The 18,199-nt window shown below is 68.9% G+C and carries 19 protein-coding genes and 1 tRNA gene; 17 read left to right on the top strand and 3 right to left on the bottom strand.

The features are described 5' to 3' along the window. Positions 1 to 34: 34 nt before the first annotated feature. Positions 35 to 814, bottom strand: a complete 780-nt coding sequence (locus BKA04_RS10020; protein ID WP_134542290.1) for an NAD(P)/FAD-dependent oxidoreductase — start codon at positions 812 to 814, stop codon at positions 35 to 37. Between the two features lie 206 nt (positions 815 to 1,020). Between BKA04_RS10020 and BKA04_RS10025 the strand changes: the two genes are divergently transcribed. Together BKA04_RS10025 and BKA04_RS10030 are read left to right on the top strand one after the other, a co-directional pair. Then, positions 1,021 to 1,272 (top strand): ribbon-helix-helix domain-containing protein, encoded by a 252-nt coding sequence (locus tag BKA04_RS10025; RefSeq protein ID WP_104096283.1) that lies wholly within the window; start codon positions 1,021 to 1,023, stop codon positions 1,270 to 1,272. Continuing rightward, positions 1,259 to 1,753: a PIN domain-containing protein gene (locus tag BKA04_RS10030; protein WP_104096284.1), complete on the top strand. Its 495-nt coding sequence runs from the start codon at positions 1,259 to 1,261 to the stop codon at positions 1,751 to 1,753. The genes BKA04_RS10025 and BKA04_RS10030 overlap by 14 nt, the downstream gene beginning before the upstream one ends. On the opposite strand, the gene BKA04_RS10035 is transcribed toward BKA04_RS10030, so the two are convergent. Continuing rightward, entirely contained in the window at positions 1,736 to 2,545 is an 810-nt protein-coding gene (locus BKA04_RS10035) for a CPBP family intramembrane glutamic endopeptidase (RefSeq protein ID WP_104096285.1), read from the bottom strand. The genes BKA04_RS10030 and BKA04_RS10035 overlap by 18 nt on opposite strands. 64 nt (positions 2,546 to 2,609) lie before the next feature. After that, positions 2,610 to 3,179, bottom strand: a complete 570-nt coding sequence (locus tag BKA04_RS10040; protein WP_104096286.1) for a class I SAM-dependent methyltransferase — start codon at positions 3,177 to 3,179, stop codon at positions 2,610 to 2,612. Positions 3,180 to 3,387: 208 nt separating this feature from the next. On the opposite strand from BKA04_RS10040, the gene BKA04_RS10045 reads away from it, so the two are divergent. The 15 genes from BKA04_RS10045 to BKA04_RS10115 all read left to right on the top strand — a co-directional run bounded on the left by BKA04_RS10045 (position 3,388) and on the right by BKA04_RS10115 (position 18,135). Further along, positions 3,388 to 4,071: a nucleoside triphosphate pyrophosphohydrolase gene (locus BKA04_RS10045; RefSeq protein ID WP_104096287.1), complete on the top strand. Its 684-nt coding sequence runs from the start codon at positions 3,388 to 3,390 to the stop codon at positions 4,069 to 4,071. A gap of 58 nt (positions 4,072 to 4,129) precedes the next feature. After that, positions 4,130 to 4,660 carry a ferritin gene (locus BKA04_RS10050; RefSeq protein ID WP_104096288.1) on the top strand — a complete coding sequence of 177 codons (531 nt, stop codon included), beginning with the start codon at positions 4,130 to 4,132 and terminating at the stop codon, positions 4,658 to 4,660. A gap of 291 nt (positions 4,661 to 4,951) precedes the next feature. Beyond that, positions 4,952 to 5,551: a TetR/AcrR family transcriptional regulator gene (locus BKA04_RS10055; protein ID WP_134542291.1), complete on the top strand. Its 600-nt coding sequence runs from the start codon at positions 4,952 to 4,954 to the stop codon at positions 5,549 to 5,551. A gap of 35 nt (positions 5,552 to 5,586) precedes the next feature. Next, complete coding sequence (locus BKA04_RS10060; RefSeq protein WP_104096290.1) at positions 5,587 to 6,894, top strand: histidine--tRNA ligase; 1,308 nt, start codon at positions 5,587 to 5,589, stop codon at positions 6,892 to 6,894. A 64-nt stretch (positions 6,895 to 6,958) separates the two neighbouring features. Beyond that, positions 6,959 to 8,239, top strand: a complete 1,281-nt coding sequence (gene eno, locus BKA04_RS10065) for a phosphopyruvate hydratase (RefSeq protein WP_104096291.1) — start codon at positions 6,959 to 6,961, stop codon at positions 8,237 to 8,239. Between the two features lie 81 nt (positions 8,240 to 8,320). Beyond that, positions 8,321 to 8,827 (top strand): FtsB family cell division protein, encoded by a 507-nt coding sequence (locus tag BKA04_RS10070; protein WP_104096292.1) that lies wholly within the window; start codon positions 8,321 to 8,323, stop codon positions 8,825 to 8,827. After that, a complete protein-coding gene (locus tag BKA04_RS10075) occupies positions 8,824 to 9,348 on the top strand; it encodes a DUF501 domain-containing protein (protein ID WP_104096293.1) in 525 nt (174 codons plus the stop codon). The genes BKA04_RS10070 and BKA04_RS10075 overlap by 4 nt, the downstream gene beginning before the upstream one ends. After that, a complete protein-coding gene (locus BKA04_RS10080) occupies positions 9,345 to 10,586 on the top strand; it encodes a S8 family serine peptidase (RefSeq protein WP_104096294.1) in 1,242 nt (413 codons plus the stop codon). The genes BKA04_RS10075 and BKA04_RS10080 overlap by 4 nt, the downstream gene beginning before the upstream one ends. Before the next feature lie 12 nt (positions 10,587 to 10,598). Then, on the top strand, positions 10,599 to 11,918 hold the full coding sequence (locus BKA04_RS10085) for an NAD(P)/FAD-dependent oxidoreductase (protein ID WP_104096295.1): 1,320 nt from the start codon (positions 10,599 to 10,601) through the stop codon (positions 11,916 to 11,918). A 53-nt stretch (positions 11,919 to 11,971) separates the two neighbouring features. After that, positions 11,972 to 12,045 (top strand) — tRNA-Leu (locus BKA04_RS10090). Between the two features lie 168 nt (positions 12,046 to 12,213). Continuing rightward, positions 12,214 to 12,861: a TetR/AcrR family transcriptional regulator gene (locus tag BKA04_RS10095; protein WP_134542292.1), complete on the top strand. Its 648-nt coding sequence runs from the start codon at positions 12,214 to 12,216 to the stop codon at positions 12,859 to 12,861. A 16-nt stretch (positions 12,862 to 12,877) separates the two neighbouring features. After that, entirely contained in the window at positions 12,878 to 14,152 is a 1,275-nt protein-coding gene (locus BKA04_RS10100) for an MFS transporter (RefSeq protein WP_104096297.1), read from the top strand. A 7-nt stretch (positions 14,153 to 14,159) separates the two neighbouring features. Next, positions 14,160 to 15,392 (top strand): alanine racemase, encoded by a 1,233-nt coding sequence (locus BKA04_RS10105; RefSeq protein ID WP_104096298.1) that lies wholly within the window; start codon positions 14,160 to 14,162, stop codon positions 15,390 to 15,392. Positions 15,393 to 15,421: 29 nt separating this feature from the next. Further along, positions 15,422 to 16,735, top strand: a complete 1,314-nt coding sequence (locus BKA04_RS10110) for a D-arabinono-1,4-lactone oxidase (RefSeq protein WP_104096745.1) — start codon at positions 15,422 to 15,424, stop codon at positions 16,733 to 16,735. Further along, positions 16,732 to 18,135: a GH1 family beta-glucosidase gene (locus tag BKA04_RS10115; RefSeq protein ID WP_104096299.1), complete on the top strand. Its 1,404-nt coding sequence runs from the start codon at positions 16,732 to 16,734 to the stop codon at positions 18,133 to 18,135. Before BKA04_RS10110 ends, BKA04_RS10115 begins: the two co-directional genes overlap by 4 nt. Positions 18,136 to 18,199 lie beyond the last annotated feature (64 nt).

Genomic DNA, 18,199 nt, shown 5'->3' on the forward strand with positions numbered 1-18,199 from the left:
TCGGAACAGCAACTCCTCTACGGACCGACATTGATCAATGGGGCGTTTGGCTGCACTCCAGTTCCGTGCAGTTACGATGAACAGCGCGTGGAGGCCTCCAATGTACGCATAGTCGCGCCGAACCGGAGAGCGCAGTTCGTCCCGCCCGCTTCTCCTCCGCGATCCGTCCCGCCACAAACCCGGCATCCCGCCCCACCCCACCGAGCAACTGCGACGTGAGCCCGTACTGAAATGGCATCCCGACGAGGTACAGGCCGGGCATGCTCGCCACGACGCCGCGCGGCGCGTCCGGCAGGCCGTGCTCGTCGAGCGGGAGGCCGGCGATCCAGTCGAGGCCGGGGCGGTATCCGGTCGCCCGGATCAGGGTCGCGGGCCGCGGCACGACCGCACCGGACGCATCCGGCAGGCCATCCGTCACCCCGGTGATGCGCGGCAGCAACGTCACGCCGGCATCCGTCACCTGTTTCATCGAGGTCCGGATTAGCGGCGCCCCGCGCGAGTGAAACCCTCGCGTAACCTTGCGCCCGATCGGGGTCGCGCGCGTGAGCACGCCGTTCACGAACGCCCAGTACAGGCCGCCCGCGAGCCGAAACACGGCATCCGGAATGTGCGGGGTCGGGCACCTAGCGAGGAAGACCGGATGCGTCTGCGCTAGGTCACGGGCCAGCTCGAGCGCGATCTCGGCGCCCGAGGTGCCGGCCCCCACGACGAGCATCGGACCGTCCGCGACCGAGGCGGGGTTGCGGTACTCGTCGCAATGCAGCTGCCGGATGCCCGCATCCAGCCCGGCGGCGAAACCCGGCACGGCGGGCACCCGCGCCGCACCTCTCGCGGTGCTGGGGTAGTGACTCCATTCCTGCACAATGGCGGGCGCTGCACTTCATCCACTTTTGGCGGAGGTTGCGATCTGGGCTCGAGGGCCTGCGCGATACTCGTCCGCATGACGACAACTACTTCCCGTCCAGAGCCCGAGCCGCTATGATTGCACATGCGTTGCATGCGCAGAACGAAGGGCAGCCGATGACAGCGAAGACCGTGGGATTCGCGATCGCCGATGAGGATCGCGAGCAACTCGACGCGCTCGTCGAGCACTACGGCAAGGGCAACCGATCCGAATTTCTTCGCGTGGCCATGAGACGCCTGCACCGCGACCTGGTGGCCGAACGGCTGCAGTCGCTCCAGGCTCGTGCTCGGGAGGAACTCGCCGGCCGTGCGGTCTCCCGCGAGGAAGTGACCGCCCTCGTCAAGCAGACCGCCCGTGGCCGCGAGTAGCTCCACCACATCCGTCGTCTTCGACATTCACGTTCTCGTCAACGCCCTCGTCGGGCCCGAGTCGGCGTTTCCGCTACTCGCTGCGGTACCTCCCTCGACGAGCAACGCCTCTGCAGACTGCCTGTCGATCGCGCTGGATGCGGACGAGTTCCGCCTGCACCTCTCACCCCACATCCTCACCAACACGGTGCGGGTACTGCGGCTTCTGGGGATCAGCGCGGAACTCGCGGAGGACTACATCGAGACGATCCTCGACATCGTGGCCGAGTCGGGAGGGCAGATCATCGACCCGCCGAGGACCGTCTTCGATGTCGACGACTACGAAGACAACCTGGTGCTCGATCTCGTCGTCGCCACCGACTCGCTCATCCTCGTGAGCGATGACACCGACCTCACCCAGCTGAATCCCTGGAATGGGCGCCTCATCCTGCGCCCGCGGGACTTCGTCAGCCGGGTGGTTCAATCACGGCGTGGGCGGTGACGGCACCTCGGACGCCGGCGGCGTCGCATCCGTCACCCGGTGCACCTTGTACACGACCATCGGGATCAGCACGAGCGAGCGCAGGTCGAAGACGGCGTGCGCGATGATCGGCCAGACGATGTTGCCGGTGAGGAGGAACAGCGCCATGAGCACCACGCCGATCAGGAAGCTTCCGACGATGCCCCACACGCCCTGGTAGGCATGCAGCAGCCCGAACACCACGAGGCTCACCACTACCGCGAGCAGGGCGTTGCCGAAGACGCCGAAAATGAGCGCGGGCATCGCGAGCCGGAACAGCAGCTCCTCCACAACCCCCGCGTTGACGGAGAGCGCCCAGCCGAACTTCAGCTCCGCGCGGTTTCGGGGCAGCAGCGCGTGGATGTCGCCGATCGTCGGCACCTCCTCGGCATTGCGCCCGAGGAATACCGTCCCGACGACGGCGAGCAGCAGGCCGATCCCGGCCCCGATGAGCAGACCGGATGCCAGCCCGCTCTCCGCGAGCAGGCCACGGAAGCCTGCCACCGGCGGCCACGTATCGACCTGCGCCAGCATCCGGGGCGCGAAACCCCACACGAACAGGAGCACCACGAGCGCCGACCCGCCGAACCAGCCGAGCGACTCGAGCACCCATTTGCGGAACATCGCCTGCCGCCGCGCCGTCGAGTGATACCGCTTGAAGCGTTGGTACTCGCGGCGGTCCTTCGTGCCCGCGCGCCAGGCCAGCAACCCGAGCAGCGCCACCAGAACGACTCCGAGCACCCACGGGGTGAAGGGGGCGTCGACGGGCAGCACCCCGCAATTCTGTCAGCTACGGCTGGTCAACTCGTGCCCCCCGCCATCATCGCCGGCCGCTTCCTCAGGCCTTGACCGCCCGGCCCGCCGCGAACGGGATCGTGAAGCCGAGCCCCGACGGCATCCGGTACTCGTGCAGTTCGTCGATCCGCAGGCCCGACCGGCGGATGCTGTCGACCGTCTCGCGGTCGAGGTGGCAACCGCGATCCAGCCGTCTCGTGAGCGGGGTGGCCAGGCGCTGCACACCGCGCAGCACAGTGCGGGGCGCGGCCGCCACATGCTCGACGAAGACGAACGCGCCGCCCGGGCGCAGCACCCGGATGATCTCCTCGAGCGCCTTCTGCTGGTCTTCGACCGAGCACAGCACGAGCGTGCTGAGCACCGCATCCACGCACTCGTCGGGCAGCGGGATGTCCTCGCAGGTGGCGACGAGCACCTCGCGACGGCGACCCCACCGGGCGGCGTTCGCACGCAGCGCCTCGGTGTCGCGCGGGTTCGGCTCGAGCCCGATCCAGTCCACGTCCTCGGCGAGGAAGCCGAAGTTGGCCCCGTCGCCGGCCCCGACCTCGAGCACCGTGCCGTGCAGGCCGCGGACGAGTGCGGCCTCGAGCTCGGTCGAGTCCTCGGATGCCATCACACCATCCTCCCCCCGCCGCGTCACTCCCCGCTAATGCGGCCGGACACCGCGCTGCGAACCAGCCCTGCACCGCGCCGTCGGCCGCCGTCCTGTCCGAAATGCAGGAGTTGAGCGCTCCCACGCCGACGGTGACCCAGCATTCGCGGGGGCGCCATCCAGCAACTCCTGCATTTCGGACAGCAAAAGCCGGGTGGGAGGATGGGACATGGCCGCTTCGCATCCGAAACTCGACGAACTCATCGCCGTACTCGCCCAGCTGCGGGCGCCCGGCGGATGCGCCTGGGACGCCGACCAGACCCACGAGAGCCTCGTGCGCTACCTCGTCGAGGAGACCTATGAGCTCATCGACGCGATCGAGACCGGCGACCGCGACGCCATGCTCGAGGAGCTCGGCGACGTGCTCTACCAGGTCGTCTTCCACGCCGACCTCGCCGCGCACACCCCCGGCGAGGACTTCACGATCGAGGATGTCGCCGCCCACATGACCGCCAAGATGGTCGGCCGCCACCCGCACGTCTTCGGCGACGCGGCCGCCCGCGAAGCCATGAACATCCAGTCGGCCGACGACGTCGTCGCCGTCTGGGACGAACTCAAGGCCCACGACAAGCCCGACCGCTCGAGCGTGCTCGACGGCATCCCGCAGGGCATGCCCGCCCTCGCGCTCGCCGACAAGCTCGCCGGCCGCGCCGAGAAAGTGGGGGTCGCGATCGCGGTTCCGGATGCCGTGGCCGCGTCCGCCACGGAAGCCGAGCTGGGTGCGCAGCTGCTCGGCATCGCGTCGACCGCGCGAGCCGCAGGGCTCGACCCGGAGCGCGCCCTCCGCACCGCCCTTCGCGGGCTGCAGGAGGAGATCCGCGCGGCGGAGGCTGCCGCATCGCCGGTCGAGTAGCGCGAAGGCAAGCCTTGCCTGTCTGGAAACTGTCGGCGGCGGCGCGTAGCGTCATCCCATGAAGAAGACAAGTTTCGACGCGCTCCTCACGACCCAGATCGGCAACGAGTTCGCCGCGAGCCAGCAGTACATCGCGATCGCGGTCTGGTTCGACAACCGCGACCTTCCGCAACTGGCCAAACACTTCTACCGGCAGTCGCTCGAAGAGCGCAACCACGCCATGATGCTCGTCCAATACCGGCTCGACCGCGACCTCGGCATCACGATTCCCGGCGTCGACGCGGTCGTCAACGACTTCCAGGACGAGCGCGCACCGATCGCCCTCGCCCTCGAACAGGAGAAGCGCGTCACGAAGCAGATCGAGGCGCTCTTCGCCGCGGCCCGCACCGAGAACGACGCGCTCGGTGAGCAGTTCATGCTCTGGTTCCTCAAGGAACAGGTCGAGGAGGTCGCCTCGATGTCCACCCTGCTCACGATCATGAACCGCGCCGAGAACCTGTTCGACGTGGAGAACTACCTCGTGCGGGAGGCCGTCGGCGACAACGGACTCGACGCGGATGCGCCGCAGGCGGCGGGCGGCGCGCTCTAGCAGCGGCATCCCTTAACGGGGTGGTGCCCACACCAACCCGAATGGTGTGGGCACCGAGTCCGACTCGCGGCACAGCTCGCACGCAGGCAGCACGGTCGGACAATGTGGCCAGCAGCGCGCAATTGCACCGCTGGTCAGGGCGGAGAAGACCTGATCCAGAACCTTCTCGTGTGATTTCGTTGCGTATCGCCCGTCTTGATCCCCCCGGATCCTCGTCGACGGGGCAGCGTCGCAACATGGCAACTGTAATTCATAACACCCGTTTGTGCAAACATCCGTTATGTTAAAGAAATGAGTCGTCGACCGGATCCGGGCCGCAAACCGGAATTGCTCGCGCAGATTCTCGAGTACCTCCTCGACAAGCCACTCGCGAGCCTCACGTTCCGCGCCGTCGCGACCGCGCTCGGCGTGAGCACCTACACGCTCGTCTACCAGTTCGGCACGCGCGCAGAGCTCGTGAGCGACATCGTGGGGGCGATCTCCGACCGCCAGTCCGACATCGAAGAGCGCCTCATCACGAGCCCCGGCACGCTCGACGCGTACTACGAGAACCTCGAGATCTCCTGGCGGTGGACGCTCGACCCGCGCAATCGCCAGCTGCAGCGACTCGAGTTCGAGGCATCCATGCTCGAGGCGCTCGACCCCGACCTCCACAACTTCAGTCGTGCGCTCTACGGCACCTGGCTGCGGGTCGGTCGCGATTCGCTCGAGTCGTTCGGACTCTCGTCCCACGATGCGGAGATCGAGGCGCGCATCATGGTGGACGCGTTCTACGGTCTGCAGTACGACCTCGTCGTGAACAATGACGCGGTCGCCGCGACGGCGGCGTTCGAGCGACTCGTCGAGCACCACCGCGAACGCGTCGAGGCGCTCGCGATTCAGCCCGCCTGAGGCGGCCCACCGGCCCGAGGTGCCAGAATCGAGGGATGGCGACCCAGGTGAACCCTCCCCGCGGGATGCGCGACTTCCTGCCCGAGGAGAAGGCGCGGCGCGAGCGCGTGCTCGCCGTCATCCGTGACACCTATCGCGCGCACGGCTTCGACGAGATCGAGACGCCCGTCGTCGAGGACAGCTCCCGCCTGCACGCCGGACTCGGCGGCGACAATGAGAAGCTCGCGTTCGGAATCCTGAAGCGCGGTCTGACCGCTGAGGACCTCGCCGCGGCATCCGACCCGCTCGACCTCGCCGACCTCGGCCTGCGCTTCGATCTGACCGTGCCGCTCACTCGTTTCTATGCGACGCACCGAGCCGCGCTGCCGAGCGTGTTTCGCGCGATCCAGCTCGGTTCGGTGTGGCGTGCAGAGCGCCCGCAGAAGGGCCGCTACCGGCAGTTCGTGCAGTGCGACATCGACATCATCGGGGATGCGACGGGCCTGGCCGAGGCCGAGCTTCTCGTCGCCTCGCTCGCCACCTTCGACGCGCTCGGACTCGACGGCGTCGTGATGCGCGTCAACGACCGGCGCATCCTCACCGGCCTGCTCGACCACCTCGGATTCCCGGCCGAGTCGCACGCCGGCGTGCTCGTGACCCTCGACAAGCTCGACAGGGTCGGTCCGGATGGCGTCGTCGCCGAGCTCGAGGCGAACGGCGCCGCCCCGGATGCCGTGGCCGCCGTGCGTGCGTACCTCACCCGTCCGCAGACCAGGGAATTCATCCCCTACGGCGAGCGGCAGATCCGCACGGCGCTGCCCGACGGGTTCGACTCGCCCGCGGTCGCCGACCTCGTGGCGCTCGGCGAGAATGTCGCGGGAGCGCTGGCGGCCGGCCCGGGCGGTGCCGCCTCGGCGAGAGACCTCCCGCTCCTGTTCGACCCCTTCCTCGTGCGCGGCATGGGCTACTACACCGGCGCGATCTTCGAGGCCATGCACCCGTCGGCCGGCTACTCGCTCGGCGGCGGCGGACGCTACGACGGAATGATCGGGCGGTTCCTCGGCACCGAGGTGCCTGCGACCGGGTTCTCGATCGGGTTCGAGCGCATCGTCGACCTCGTGACACTGCGCGACGACGAGGCATCGGACGCCGTGGTGCTGCTGTACGACTCCGACGCCGACTCCGCGCGGCTCGTCGCGCTCAAGGCCGAACTCATCGCGCAGGGCAGGCGCGTGCGGCTGGAGCGAGCACCGCGAAACGTCAAAGGGCTGCTCGACTCGCTCGCGGCATTCGGTTTCCGCCAGTTCGCCCACGTCGGCGACGCGGCCGCCGCGACCGACCTCACGTTCAAGCCGCTCGGATAAGCCCGCCCGGGCTACCCGAGTAGGCTTGTCGCGGACATTCCAAGCACGACGAAGGAGAACCCCCGTGGCATTGATCGAGGCTGTTGGCGCGCGCGAGATCCTGGACTCCCGGGGCAACCCGACGGTCGAGGTCGAGGTGCTTCTGGATGACGACACCGTCTCGCGGGCGGCCGTGCCGTCCGGTGCATCCACCGGTGCCTTCGAGGCCTACGAGCTGCGTGACGGCGACAAGAAGCGCTACGGCGGCAAGGGCGTTCTGAAGGCCGTCGACGCCGTCATCAACGTGCTCGGCCCCGCGCTCGAAGGCTACGACGCCGCCGACCAGCGCCTCGTCGACGCCGCCATGATCGAGCTCGACGGCACCGACAACAAGAAGAAGCTCGGCGCGAATGCGATCCTCGGCGTCTCGCTCGCCGTCGCCAAGGCTGCGGCCGACTCCGCCGACCTGCCGCTCTTCCGCTACCTCGGCGGTCCGAACGCCCACACGCTCCCGGTGCCGATGCTCAACGTCATCAACGGCGGGGCGCACGCCGACACGAACGTCGACATCCAGGAGTTCATGATCCTGCCGATCGGCGCATCCAGCTTCGCGGAGGCGCTGCGCTGGGGAGCAGAGACCTACCACGCACTCAAGGGGCTCCTGCATTCCAAGAAGCTCAGCACCGGCCTCGGCGACGAGGGCGGGTTCGCGCCCGACCTGAAGAGCAACCGCGCCGCCCTCGACCTCCTCGTCGAGGCGATCACCGCGGCCGGGTTCAAGCCCGGCAAGGACATCGCGCTCGGCCTGGACGTCGCCGCCACAGAGTTCTTCTCCGCCGGCAAGTACACCTTCGAAGGCAAGAAGGTCACCGCGAAGCACCTGCTCGACTACTACGCCGAGCTCGTCGCGAGCTACCCGCTCGTCACGATCGAGGACCCGCTCGCCGAAGACGACTGGAAGGGCTGGGCCGAACTCACCGCCGAACTCGGCTCGAAGGTGCAGATCGTCGGCGACGACCTCTTCGTCACCAACCCCGAGCGCCTCGCGACCGGCATCGAGAAAGGCGCCGCGAACTCGATCCTCGTCAAGGTCAACCAGATCGGCACGCTCACCGAGACGCTGGATGCCGTGGCCCTCGCCCAGCGCAGCGGCTATACGGCGGTCATGTCGCACCGCTCCGGCGAGACCGAGGACACCACGATCGCCGACCTCGCCGTCGCCACCGATTGCGGCCAGATCAAGACGGGTGCTCCGGCGCGCAGCGAGCGGGTCGCGAAGTACAACCAGTTACTGCGCATCGAGGAAGAGCTGTCGGATGCCGCGGTGTACGCGGGGCGGAGCGCGTTCCCGCGGTTCAAGGGGTAGTCATCGGCTGGCCCTTTTCGTGACAGCCGCTGCTCGGCGCGCTACCCAACCGCCGGTGACAGCGGAGCTTAGGCTTGACGCATGACCCGGAGGCAGAGGACCGAGCGCGTGCCCGTGCGCCTGCCCGAGCAGAGCGCGCGGGCGGGGTGGCTGCGCAGCATCCGCCTGTCCGGGTTCACGATCGCGACCCTCACCGTGCTCGTCCTCACCGTCGTGGTGCTCGCCCCGAGCCTGCGGATCTTCGTCCAGCAGCAGCAGCAGATCGCACAGCTGCGCGCGGATGTCGCCGCCCAGAAGGCCGGCGTCAAGAACCTGGGCGACGAGCGCGCGCGATGGGATGACCCGAGCTACATCGAGGCGCAGGCCCGCGAACGCCTCAACTATGTGTACCCGGGCGAGTACAGCTACCTGGTCATCGACGACGGCCAGACGGTGACAACCGACGACGGGCAGCCGATCAGCGACAAGGTGCAGGCGACCCAGGTCGACTGGATCCGGATGCTGCTCTCCTCCGTGCTCACCGCGGGACTCACCGAGGACAAGCCCGGCCAGATCGTCGCGCCGGTCATCAAGGACAAGAACGGATGACGAGGCCACCGTTCGCTCCGCCGACGGCCGAGGATATCCGGGCGGTCTCGCACCAGCTGGGGCGCCCGGCGAGGGGTGTCATCGGTATCGCCGCCCGCTGCGCCTGCGGTGCCCCCACGGTCGTCGCCACGGCGCCGCGACTCGACGACGGCACCCCGTTCCCGACGCTCTACTACCTGAGCCATCCTGCTGCGACGGCGGCCATGTCGACCCTCGAGGCGACGGGAGTCATGGCCGAGTTCGCAGAGCTCCTCACGGCCGATCCCGGGCTTGGCGGCGACTACCGGCGTGCCCACGAGTCCTACCTCTCCGACCGCGACGGGATCGACGCCGTCCCCGAACTGGAGGGCATCTCCGCGGGCGGCATGCCCGACCGGGTGAAGTGCCTGCACGCTCTCGCCGCCCACGCGCTCGCGGCCGGGCCCGGCGTGAACCCGATCGGTGACCTGACGCTCGCCCGCGCATCCTGGAGTCCGACCGTGTGCGAATGCGTGCCCGACGACCGTGCGGATGCCGGATGAGACGCCTCGTCGCCACCGTCGCCGCGCTGGCGATCGCCGCCTCCGTCGCCTTCGTCGGGGGAGGGGCATCCGCCGACTCCATCCGCGACCGCGAATACTGGCTCACGCAGTACGGGATCTCCGCCGCCTGGAACACGACGAAAGGCGCCGGGGTCACGATCGCCATCATCGACACGGGCGTCGACGGCAGCCACATCGACCTGAAGGGCGCGGTCAAGGGCGGAACAGACGTGTCGGGCGTCGGCGCGGCGAACGGCCAGAAGCCGATCGGCACGAGCAGCGAGCACGGCACGATGGTCGGTTCTCTCGCGGCCGGCAGGGGACACGACGGCACGGACGGCGTGATCGGCTCGGCCCCCGCGGCGAACCTCCTGTCCATCTCCATCGGGTTCGGCGCGGGGACGCGGAGCTCCGACGACCAGATCGCCGAAGCGGTGAGGTGGGCGGTCGACCACGGGGCGGATGTCATCAACATGTCCCTCACGCGCAACAGCCTCGAATGGCCGCAGAGCTGGGACGACGCCTTCCTCTACGCGTTCGAGCACGACGTCGTCGTGGTCGCCGCGGCCGGCAACCGGGGGAGTGGGACGACAGAGGTCGGTGCACCGGCCACGATTCCGGGAGTCCTCGTCGTCGGCGGCGTCGACCGCAACGGGAAAGCGAGTTTCGACGCGTCATCCCAGGGGATCACGATCGCGGTGTCCGCACCGAGTGAGGACCTCATCGGTGCCGCACCCGGCGGCGGATACTACGCCTGGGCGGGAACGAGCGGGGCGACGCCCATCGTGGCCGGCATCGTCGCGCTCGTGCGGGCCGCGCATCCGGGCCTCGACGCCGGCAACGTCATCAACCGCATCACCGCGACCGCGAAGTCGCCCGGAGTGAAGGTGCCGAGCCCGATCTACGGGTACGGGCTCGTGGATGCCGAAGCGGCCGTGAACGCGAAAGTCCCGAAGGTCACGACCGATCCGGCGGCGGAGCTCAAGGAGTGGATCCGCATCCACCGGCGAGCGGATTCGACCCCGTCGCCGACCCCGATCGCCTCCCCGCCCGCGACCTCGGCTCCGACACCCGCGCCGCACGCCGGTCCCGCGAATCCGCTCGGCACGCTTCTGCCGACCGTCGCCCTGCTGCGCGACGTGGGGGTTCCGCTGCTCGTGTTCGCGGTGTTCCTCGCACTTCTCGCTGCCTGGACCGTGAGCCTCGTCCGGCGTGTCAGGCGGTCTCGGCGCACGTAGTAGATTGGTCTGGTGCCAAAAATCCTGATTGTCGGCGGCGGGTACGCCGGTTTCTACACCGCATGGAAGCTCGAGAAGTGGCTGCGCTCCGGCGAAGCCGAGGTCACCATGGTCGACCCGCTCCCCTACATGACGTACCAGCCGTTCCTCCCGGAGGTCGCAGCCGGCTCCGTCGAACCGCGCCACGCGGTCGTCAGCCAGCGCCGCCACCTGAAGAAGACGGAGGTCATCACGGCGACCGTCACGAAGATCGACCACGCCGCGAAGACAGCGACCATCCAGCCCGCCATCGGCGACGCGTGGGAGCTGAGCTACGACATCGTCGTCGTGACCGCTGGAGCGGTGTCCCGCACGTTCCCGATCCCCGGCGTCGCGGATCTGGCGATCGGCATGAAGAACATCGAAGAGGCGGTTGCTGTGCGTGACCGCGTCCTCACCAACTTCGACCGGGCGGCGAACCTTCCGGCCGGCCCGGAGCGCCAGCGCCTCCTCACCTTCACGGTGGTCGGCGGCGGATTCGCCGGCATCGAGATCTTCGGCGAGCTCCGCAGCCTCGCGAGCGAGCTGATCAAGTACTACCCGACGATCTCGTTCGAAGACACGCACTTCCACCTCATCGAGGCCATGAACCGCATCATGCCGGAGGTGTCGCTCAAGACGAGCCACTGGGTGATCAAGCACCTCGCGGAGCGCGGCGCCGAGATCCACCTCGAGACGCAGCTGACCTCCGCCGTCGACGGCAAGATCGAGATGTCGAACGGCGAGTCGTTCCACTCCGACGTCATCGTGTGGACGGCCGGGGTCATGGCGAACCCCGTCCTCAAGAACACCGACCTGCCACTCGACGAGCGAGGCCGGCTTCACGTCGGTGCCGACCTTCGGGTGCGCAACGGCGATGACGTCGTTCCGGATGCCTGGGGCGCGGGCGACGTATCGGCTGTACCGGATCTCACCGGCGGCGGCGTGGGCGGATTCTGCGTGCCCAACGCCCAGCACGCCGTGCGCCAGGGCAAGCTCATGGCGAAGAATGTCGTCGGCGCGATGCGCGGCGATGCCCCCGCGGAGTACTTCCACAAGAACCTCGGCGCGGTCGCCGGGATCGGCCTCTACCACGGTGTGTTCCAGGCCGGCCCGTTCGCCGTCAAGGGGCTCATCGCGTGGTTCATGCACCGCGGATACCACGGCCTGGCCGTGCCGTCCTGGGAGCGGAAGACCCGTGTCTTCGGCAACTGGATCCTGAACTTCCTGTTACGCCGCGACATCGTCTCGCTGGAGGCCCGCGTGACACCGCGCGCAGCCTTCGCCGAGTTCGCCGCGCGCCCCAAGGCCTGAGCGGCCGGGTGTTGGCGTCCCACGCGGGACGCCCTAGGCTGGGCGCACGCTGCGCCCCCGTAGCCCAATTGGCAGAGGCAGACGACTTAAAATCGTCACAGTCAGGGTTCGAGTCCCTGCGGGGGCACGCTGTGGCGTGACCCCTACGGGACTCGCCCTCTGTCTGAATCTGCTCGCGCAGATTCGGTTCGAGTCCCTGCGGGGGCACGGTTGACACGAGCGCCCGGCTCCGCCACTATTCTTCATAGTCAAGCGTCTTGGACGCTTGACCCACTTCAACGAGGAGGGGGCATCCTTGGCGCGAGTCTCTTCCGCGGACCGACGTGAGGCGATCATCCACGCCGCCCTCCGCGTCATCCAGCGCGAAGGCGTGCACGGTGCGACCACGCGCGCCATCGTCGCCGAGGCCGACATGCCGCTTGCGAGCTTCCACTACGCGTTCCGCTCGCGGGACGAGATGATCAGCGAGCTCATCGCGTTCGTGGTGGAGAACGAGGGCAGGGCCGCGATCGCGACGCTGAACGGCGACCGGGACATCCGCAGCGCAGTCCGAGCAGGACTCCAGGCCTACTTCGACACCCTCACCGCCGACCCGAGCCGCGAGCAGGCGATGTTCGAGCTGCTCCACTACGCGCTGCGCACCGACGAGCTGAGCGCACTGCCGCGTGCCCAGTACCGAATGTACCGGCGGACAGCCGGTGAGGTCCTGGATGCCGGCGCCGAGGTCGCCGGGGCGACCTGGCGGCTCCCGCTCGACCAGGTCGCGAGCCTGCTCGTCACCTTCATCAGCGGCCTCACGCTCGCCTGGCTCGCCGACCGGGACGACGATGCGGCAGCGCTCGCCATGGACTTCGCCGCCGACTCGATCGCCGCGCTCGCCGAGCCGCGACCGGGGCACGTGACCGCACCATCCGCCACCACCGCACCGCACTCACCACAATGAACGAGGAGTACACCCGATGACGCACAGCACTTCGGCCGCACCGGCGGCGCTCTCCGAACCCACAAGGGTCATCTCGGCGGGCTGGATCGCCCTGTTCGCAACGGCCTGGTTCGGCATCTGGATGGCGCAGTTGACCCCCGTGCAGCTGCTGCTGCCGCAACAGGTCGAGGCGCACGTCATCTCCGACAACTGGGTCGACAAGGTCGTCGCCTTCGGCATCATCTCCGGCATCGCGGGAGTCTGCGCGCTCGTCGCGTATCCGCTCACCGGGGCCCTCTCCGACCGCACGACGAGCCGGTTCGGCCGGCGCCGTCCGTGGATCCTCGCCGGCGCGCTCGTGTTCGCGGCCTCACTCGTCGTCCTCGGGATGCAGGCGACCATGGTCGGCATCGGCATCCTGTGGTCCCTCGCGATCATCGGATTCTGCATGCTCACCTCCGCGCTCACCGCGACCATCTCCGACCAGGTGCCGGTGAACCAGCGCGGCTACGTGTCCGGCTGGCTTTCCGCGCCGCAGGCGGTCGGCACGATCGTCGGCCTCGTGCTCGTCATCATGCTCGGGCTGAGCCAGTTCATCGGGTACACGCTCATGGCCGTCCTGCTCATCGCGTTCGTGCTCCCGTTCATCCTGCGCATCCCGGATGCTGTGCTCGCGCCGGAAGACCGCCCTCCGTTCACGATGCGTGCCCTGATCGCCGGCTTCTGGATCAGCCCCCGCCAGTTCCCGGACTTCGGCTGGACGCTGCTCAGCCGCATTCTCGTGAACTTCGGCAACGCATTCGGTACCGGCCTGCTGCTGTACTTCCTCCAGGACGGACTCGGCTTCGCCCCAGGGGACCCCGCGCAGGACGCGCTGCTCATCCTGACCCTCATCTACATGGTGTTCGTGGTCGCAGCGTCGCTCGTGCTCGGCCGCCTCTCCGACCGGCTCGGCCGCCGCAAGATGTTCGTGTTCACGGCATCCGCCCTTCAAGCACTCGCCGCGCTGCTGCTCGCCTTCGTCCCGTCGTTCGAGGTCGCCTGGGTCGCCGCCGGCCTTCTCGGGCTCGGCTACGGATGCTTCCTCTCGGTGGACCAGGCGCTCGCCACCCAGGTGCTGCCGTACGCCGCCGCCCGCGGCAAGGACCTCGGGATCATGAACATCGCCACGACCGTGCCCCAGGCGCTCGCCCCGCTGCTCGGCGCGTTCATCGTGGCGGCCCTCGTCGGATTCCAGGGCCTGTTCCTCATCGCCGCCATCGCCGCGCTCGTCGGCGGCCTCGCGGTCATCCCGGTGAGATCGGTGCGGTAGGACGGGCATGCGACTCGATCGACCGTCCGCCACGCCCTGGACGAACCCGGGGGAGTACTGGCCGGCGCTCACGGCGGCGACGGCCGGGCTCGACACCCCGTTCGGCGTGCTCTCCCTGCCGGCGCTCGCGCACAACGTCCACGACATGCTCGATCGCCGCTCGACGACAGGCGGAACGACGACCATCCGCGTGGCGAGCAAGTCGCTGCGGGTGCGCGGCGCCATCGAGGCGATCGAGGCGGTCCCCGGATACCACGGCGTCCTCGCCTACACGCTGCCGGAGGCGCTGTGGCTGGCCGAGACGATCCGGGATGTCGTGGTCGGCTACCCGAGCGTAGACCGGTCGGCGATCCGTCGGCTCGGCAGCGATGCGGCGCTTGCCGCGCGCGTCACGATCATGGTGGACTCCGTCGCCCAGCTCGACCTCGTCGACAGCGTCCTCGCGCCGGGGAAGCGCGCGGACATCCGCGTGTGCCTCGAACTCGACGCGTCCTGGGACTCCCGGATGCTCGGCCACATCGGCACGTGGCGGTCGCCTGTCCGCACCGCCGTGCAGGCACGGGAGCTGGCCCAAGCGATCGTCGAGCGGCCCGGCTTCGTTCTCGTCGGACTCATGGCCTATGAGGGGCAGATCGCGGGGACCGTCGATCGACCGGAGGGAAGGCCCGCCTACGGGGCGGTCGTGCGGTGGATGCAGAGACGCTCCGCGGCCGAACTCGCGGCGCGTCGGGCCGACGCCGTCGCCGCCGTGCGAGAGGTCGCCGACCTGGAGTTCGTGAACGGGGGCGGCACGGGCTCCATCGAATCGACGAGTGCGGAGTCCGCCGTCACGGAGATCGCCGCAGGCAGCGGCCTCTTCGGCCCGCACCTGTTCGACCACTACAGCGGATTCAGCCCCGCACCCGCGGCCGCGTTCGCCCTCTCGGTCGTGCGCAAGCCGACATCCGACATCGCGACAGTGCTCGGCGGCGGCTGGATCGCCTCCGGACCCCCCGCCGTCGACCGCATGCCGCTCGCGGTCTGGCCGGAGGGCCTGCGGATGATCCCCCGCGAGATGGCGGGCGAAGTGCAGACCCCGCTCTCGCACGCGAGCACTCTCGAGGTGGGGAACCGCGTATGGTTCCGTCATACGAAGGCCGGTGAATTCGCCGAGCACCTGAATGAGGTCGCCATCGTCGATGGCGACCGGATCGTCGACACGCTCCCCACATATCGGGGCGAAGGGAAGGCCTGGCTGTGACGAGCACGACCGAGCCCCGAGAAGGCGCCCTGCTCGCGCGCGGCAGGCGATGGCAGAACTGGGGCCGCGTGGAGAGCGCAGACCCGGTCCACGTCGCCAGGCCGACGAGCGTCGACGAGGCGATCGATGTCGTCGGGCGCGCCCGCGAGCTCGGACTGCCCGTGAAGGCGATCGGCGCCGGGCACAGCTTCACCGCCATCGCGGTGGCGCCCGGCATCCAGGTGGACGTTTCGGCGCTGGACGGAGTACTCGACGTGGACGCGGAACTGCGCCGCGTCACCCTCGGCGCAGGAACGAACCTGTACCAGGTACCCGCGCTCCTGGCCCCGCACGGGCTCGCGATGGAGAACCTCGGCGACATCGACCGGCAGACGATCGCAGGGGCGACCTCGACGGGCACCCACGGCACGGGCGGGCGCTTCCGCGGGCTCGCCGCCCAGCTCGTGGGCGCCACCCTCGTCACGGCCGACGGCGGCATCCTGCGGGTGAGCGGAACGGAGAACGCAGAACTGCTGCCCGCCGTGCGGCTCGGGCTCGGAGCGCTCGGCATCCTCGTCGACGTGACGGTGCAGTGCGTCCCGGCATTCGCACTGCACGCACTCGAGCAGCCAGAACCGATGGACCGCGTGCTCGACGACTTCGAGGACCGCGTCGACTCAGCCGACCACTTCGAGTTCTACTGGTTCCCGCACACTGAGACGGTGCTGACGAAGACGAACACGAGGCTTCCTGCGGATGCGCCCCTGCATCCGCTCGGGCGGGCGAGACGGTGGGTCGACGACTCCCTCATGGCGAACGGGCTCTTCGCCCTCACCTGTGGCACCGGCAGGACGATCCCCGCCGCCATCCCCGGCATCAACCGCCTCGCGAGCAGGCTGACCGGAGACCGGGAGTTCACCGATGTGTCCACCTCGGTCTTCACGACCCAGCGCTCGGTGCGGTTCCGCGAGATGGAATACGCGATCCCGCGCCACCTGGTTCCGGATGCCGTGAGGGCGATCCGCGCGCTCATCGACTCCCGCGGGTGGCGCATCTCGTTCCCGATCGAGGTGCGCGCTGCCGCAGCGGACGACCTGTGGCTCTCCACCGCGAACGGGCGCGACACCGGCTACATCGCGGTGCACCGGTACTGGCGTGAGAACCACCTCGAGTACTTCCACGCGGTCGAGGACATTCTCCGTGGGTTCGGCGGGCGGCCGCACTGGGGCAAGATCCACTTCCAGGACGCGGAGTCGCTCTCCTCGCTGTACCCGGGATTCGCCGACTTCCGCGCCGTCCGGAATCGCCTCGACCCGGATCGCGTATTCGCGAACCCCTACCTGGAGCGGGTGCTCGGCGCATGAACGACGATCGGGAGACCCCGGAGGTGTTCGCCGAGCGGATTCCGGCCGACTTCACCATGGGGGTGTCGACAGCGGCCTTCCAGATCGAGGGCGCCGTGCGCGAGGGTGGGCGCGGGCCGTCCACCTGGGACACCTTCATGGCCCAGCCGGGTCGCATCCTGGACCACAGCACGGCGGAGATCACCGACGACCACTACCACCGCTACCAGGAGGATGTCGCGCTCCTGAAGGGGCTCGGTGTCGACTCGTACCGGTTCTCCCTGTCCTGGCCGCGCATCCAGCCGGGTGGGAAGGGCCACGCGAATCGCGAGGGCATCGCGTTCTACGATCGGCTGCTCGATGAATTGCTCGCGGCAGGCATCCGACCCATGGTCACCCTGTATCACTGGGACACGCCGGAGGAGCTGCAGCGGGCGGGCGGATGGATGGCACGGGACACGGCCAAGCGCCTCGGCGACTACGCGACGCTCGCGGCGGAGGCATTCGGCGACCGCGTCGACAAGTGGGTGACGATCAACGAACCGACGACGGTGACGCTCAACGGCTATGCGCTCGGTATCCACGCGCCGGGCTCTGCGCTGCTCTTCGATGCGCTCCCCGCGGCGCACCACCAGCTGCTCGGCCACGGCTACGCCGTGCAGGCGCTGCGCGCGGCCGGTGTCTCAGGCGGCATCGGCATGACGAATGTGCACTCGCCCGTCGTTCCGGCCCGCGACCGGATGGCGGACCGTTTCTTCGCGAACGTGTTCGACACCGTGCACAATCGGATCTTCGCGGACCCGGTCCTGCTCGGCAGCTATCCGAAGCCGCCATTCGGCTCCGGTCGGCTGTTCCGGGCGCTCAGCGAGGTGGACCAGGATGATCTCGCCACCATCCACCAGCCGCTCGACTTCTACGGCCTGAACTACTACATGCCGACGCGCATCCGGGCCGGGTCGCCCACGGTCGGTGAGACGCCGGATGGCGAGGCCGAGCGCATGAAGGATGTCCCGTTCTCGCTCGTCCCGTTCCCCGAGTTCGCGAAGACCGGGTTCGGTTGGCCGGTCGCCCCGGAGTATCTCGCCGTGACACTCGGCGACATGGTGGAGCGCTACGGCGAAGCGCTCCCCCCCGTGTACATCACCGAGGGGGGCGTGAGCTACCCGGATGCACGAGGGGCGGCCGGCGCATTCCACGACGATCGGCGTATCGACTACATCGCAGAGCACCTCGCGATCGTGCTCGACGGAGCCCCCGGCATCGACATCCGCGGGTATTTCGTCTGGTCGCTGCTCGACAACTGGGAGTGGGCGGCCGGGTTCACGCAGCGCTTCGGACTCGTGCACGTGGACTTCGACTCGCTCGTGCGCACGCCCAAGGACTCGTACCGCTGGCTGCAGTCCGTGCTCGCGGCTCGGTGAGCGGCGGAGGGCCAGCGGGGCTCCTGTGACCGGGCGCCCGGTTCGCTGAACGCCCGGTGAATTC

The organism is Terrimesophilobacter mesophilus (genome assembly GCF_014200375.1).
Lineage (GTDB): Bacteria > Actinomycetota > Actinomycetes > Actinomycetales > Microbacteriaceae > Terrimesophilobacter > Terrimesophilobacter mesophilus.

Coding starts and splice junctions, on each gene's coding strand:
- BKA04_RS10055 (WP_134542291.1), top strand. CDS start 4,952: ATGAGTCGTCGACCGGATCCGGGCCGCAAACCGGAATTGCTCGCGCAG.
- BKA04_RS10060 (WP_104096290.1), top strand. CDS start 5,587: ATGGCGACCCAGGTGAACCCTCCCCGCGGGATGCGCGACTTCCTGCCC.
- BKA04_RS10070 (WP_104096292.1), top strand. CDS start 8,321: ATGACCCGGAGGCAGAGGACCGAGCGCGTGCCCGTGCGCCTGCCCGAG.
- BKA04_RS10040 (WP_104096286.1), bottom strand. CDS start 3,179: ATGGCATCCGAGGACTCGACCGAGCTCGAGGCCGCACTCGTCCGCGGC.
- BKA04_RS10025 (WP_104096283.1), top strand. CDS start 1,021: ATGACAGCGAAGACCGTGGGATTCGCGATCGCCGATGAGGATCGCGAG.
- BKA04_RS10105 (WP_104096298.1), top strand. CDS start 14,160: ATGCGACTCGATCGACCGTCCGCCACGCCCTGGACGAACCCGGGGGAG.
- BKA04_RS10115 (WP_104096299.1), top strand. CDS start 16,732: ATGAACGACGATCGGGAGACCCCGGAGGTGTTCGCCGAGCGGATTCCG.
- BKA04_RS10080 (WP_104096294.1), top strand. CDS start 9,345: ATGAGACGCCTCGTCGCCACCGTCGCCGCGCTGGCGATCGCCGCCTCC.
- BKA04_RS10075 (WP_104096293.1), top strand. CDS start 8,824: ATGACGAGGCCACCGTTCGCTCCGCCGACGGCCGAGGATATCCGGGCG.
- BKA04_RS10045 (WP_104096287.1), top strand. CDS start 3,388: ATGGCCGCTTCGCATCCGAAACTCGACGAACTCATCGCCGTACTCGCC.
- BKA04_RS10100 (WP_104096297.1), top strand. CDS start 12,878: ATGACGCACAGCACTTCGGCCGCACCGGCGGCGCTCTCCGAACCCACA.
- BKA04_RS10050 (WP_104096288.1), top strand. CDS start 4,130: ATGAAGAAGACAAGTTTCGACGCGCTCCTCACGACCCAGATCGGCAAC.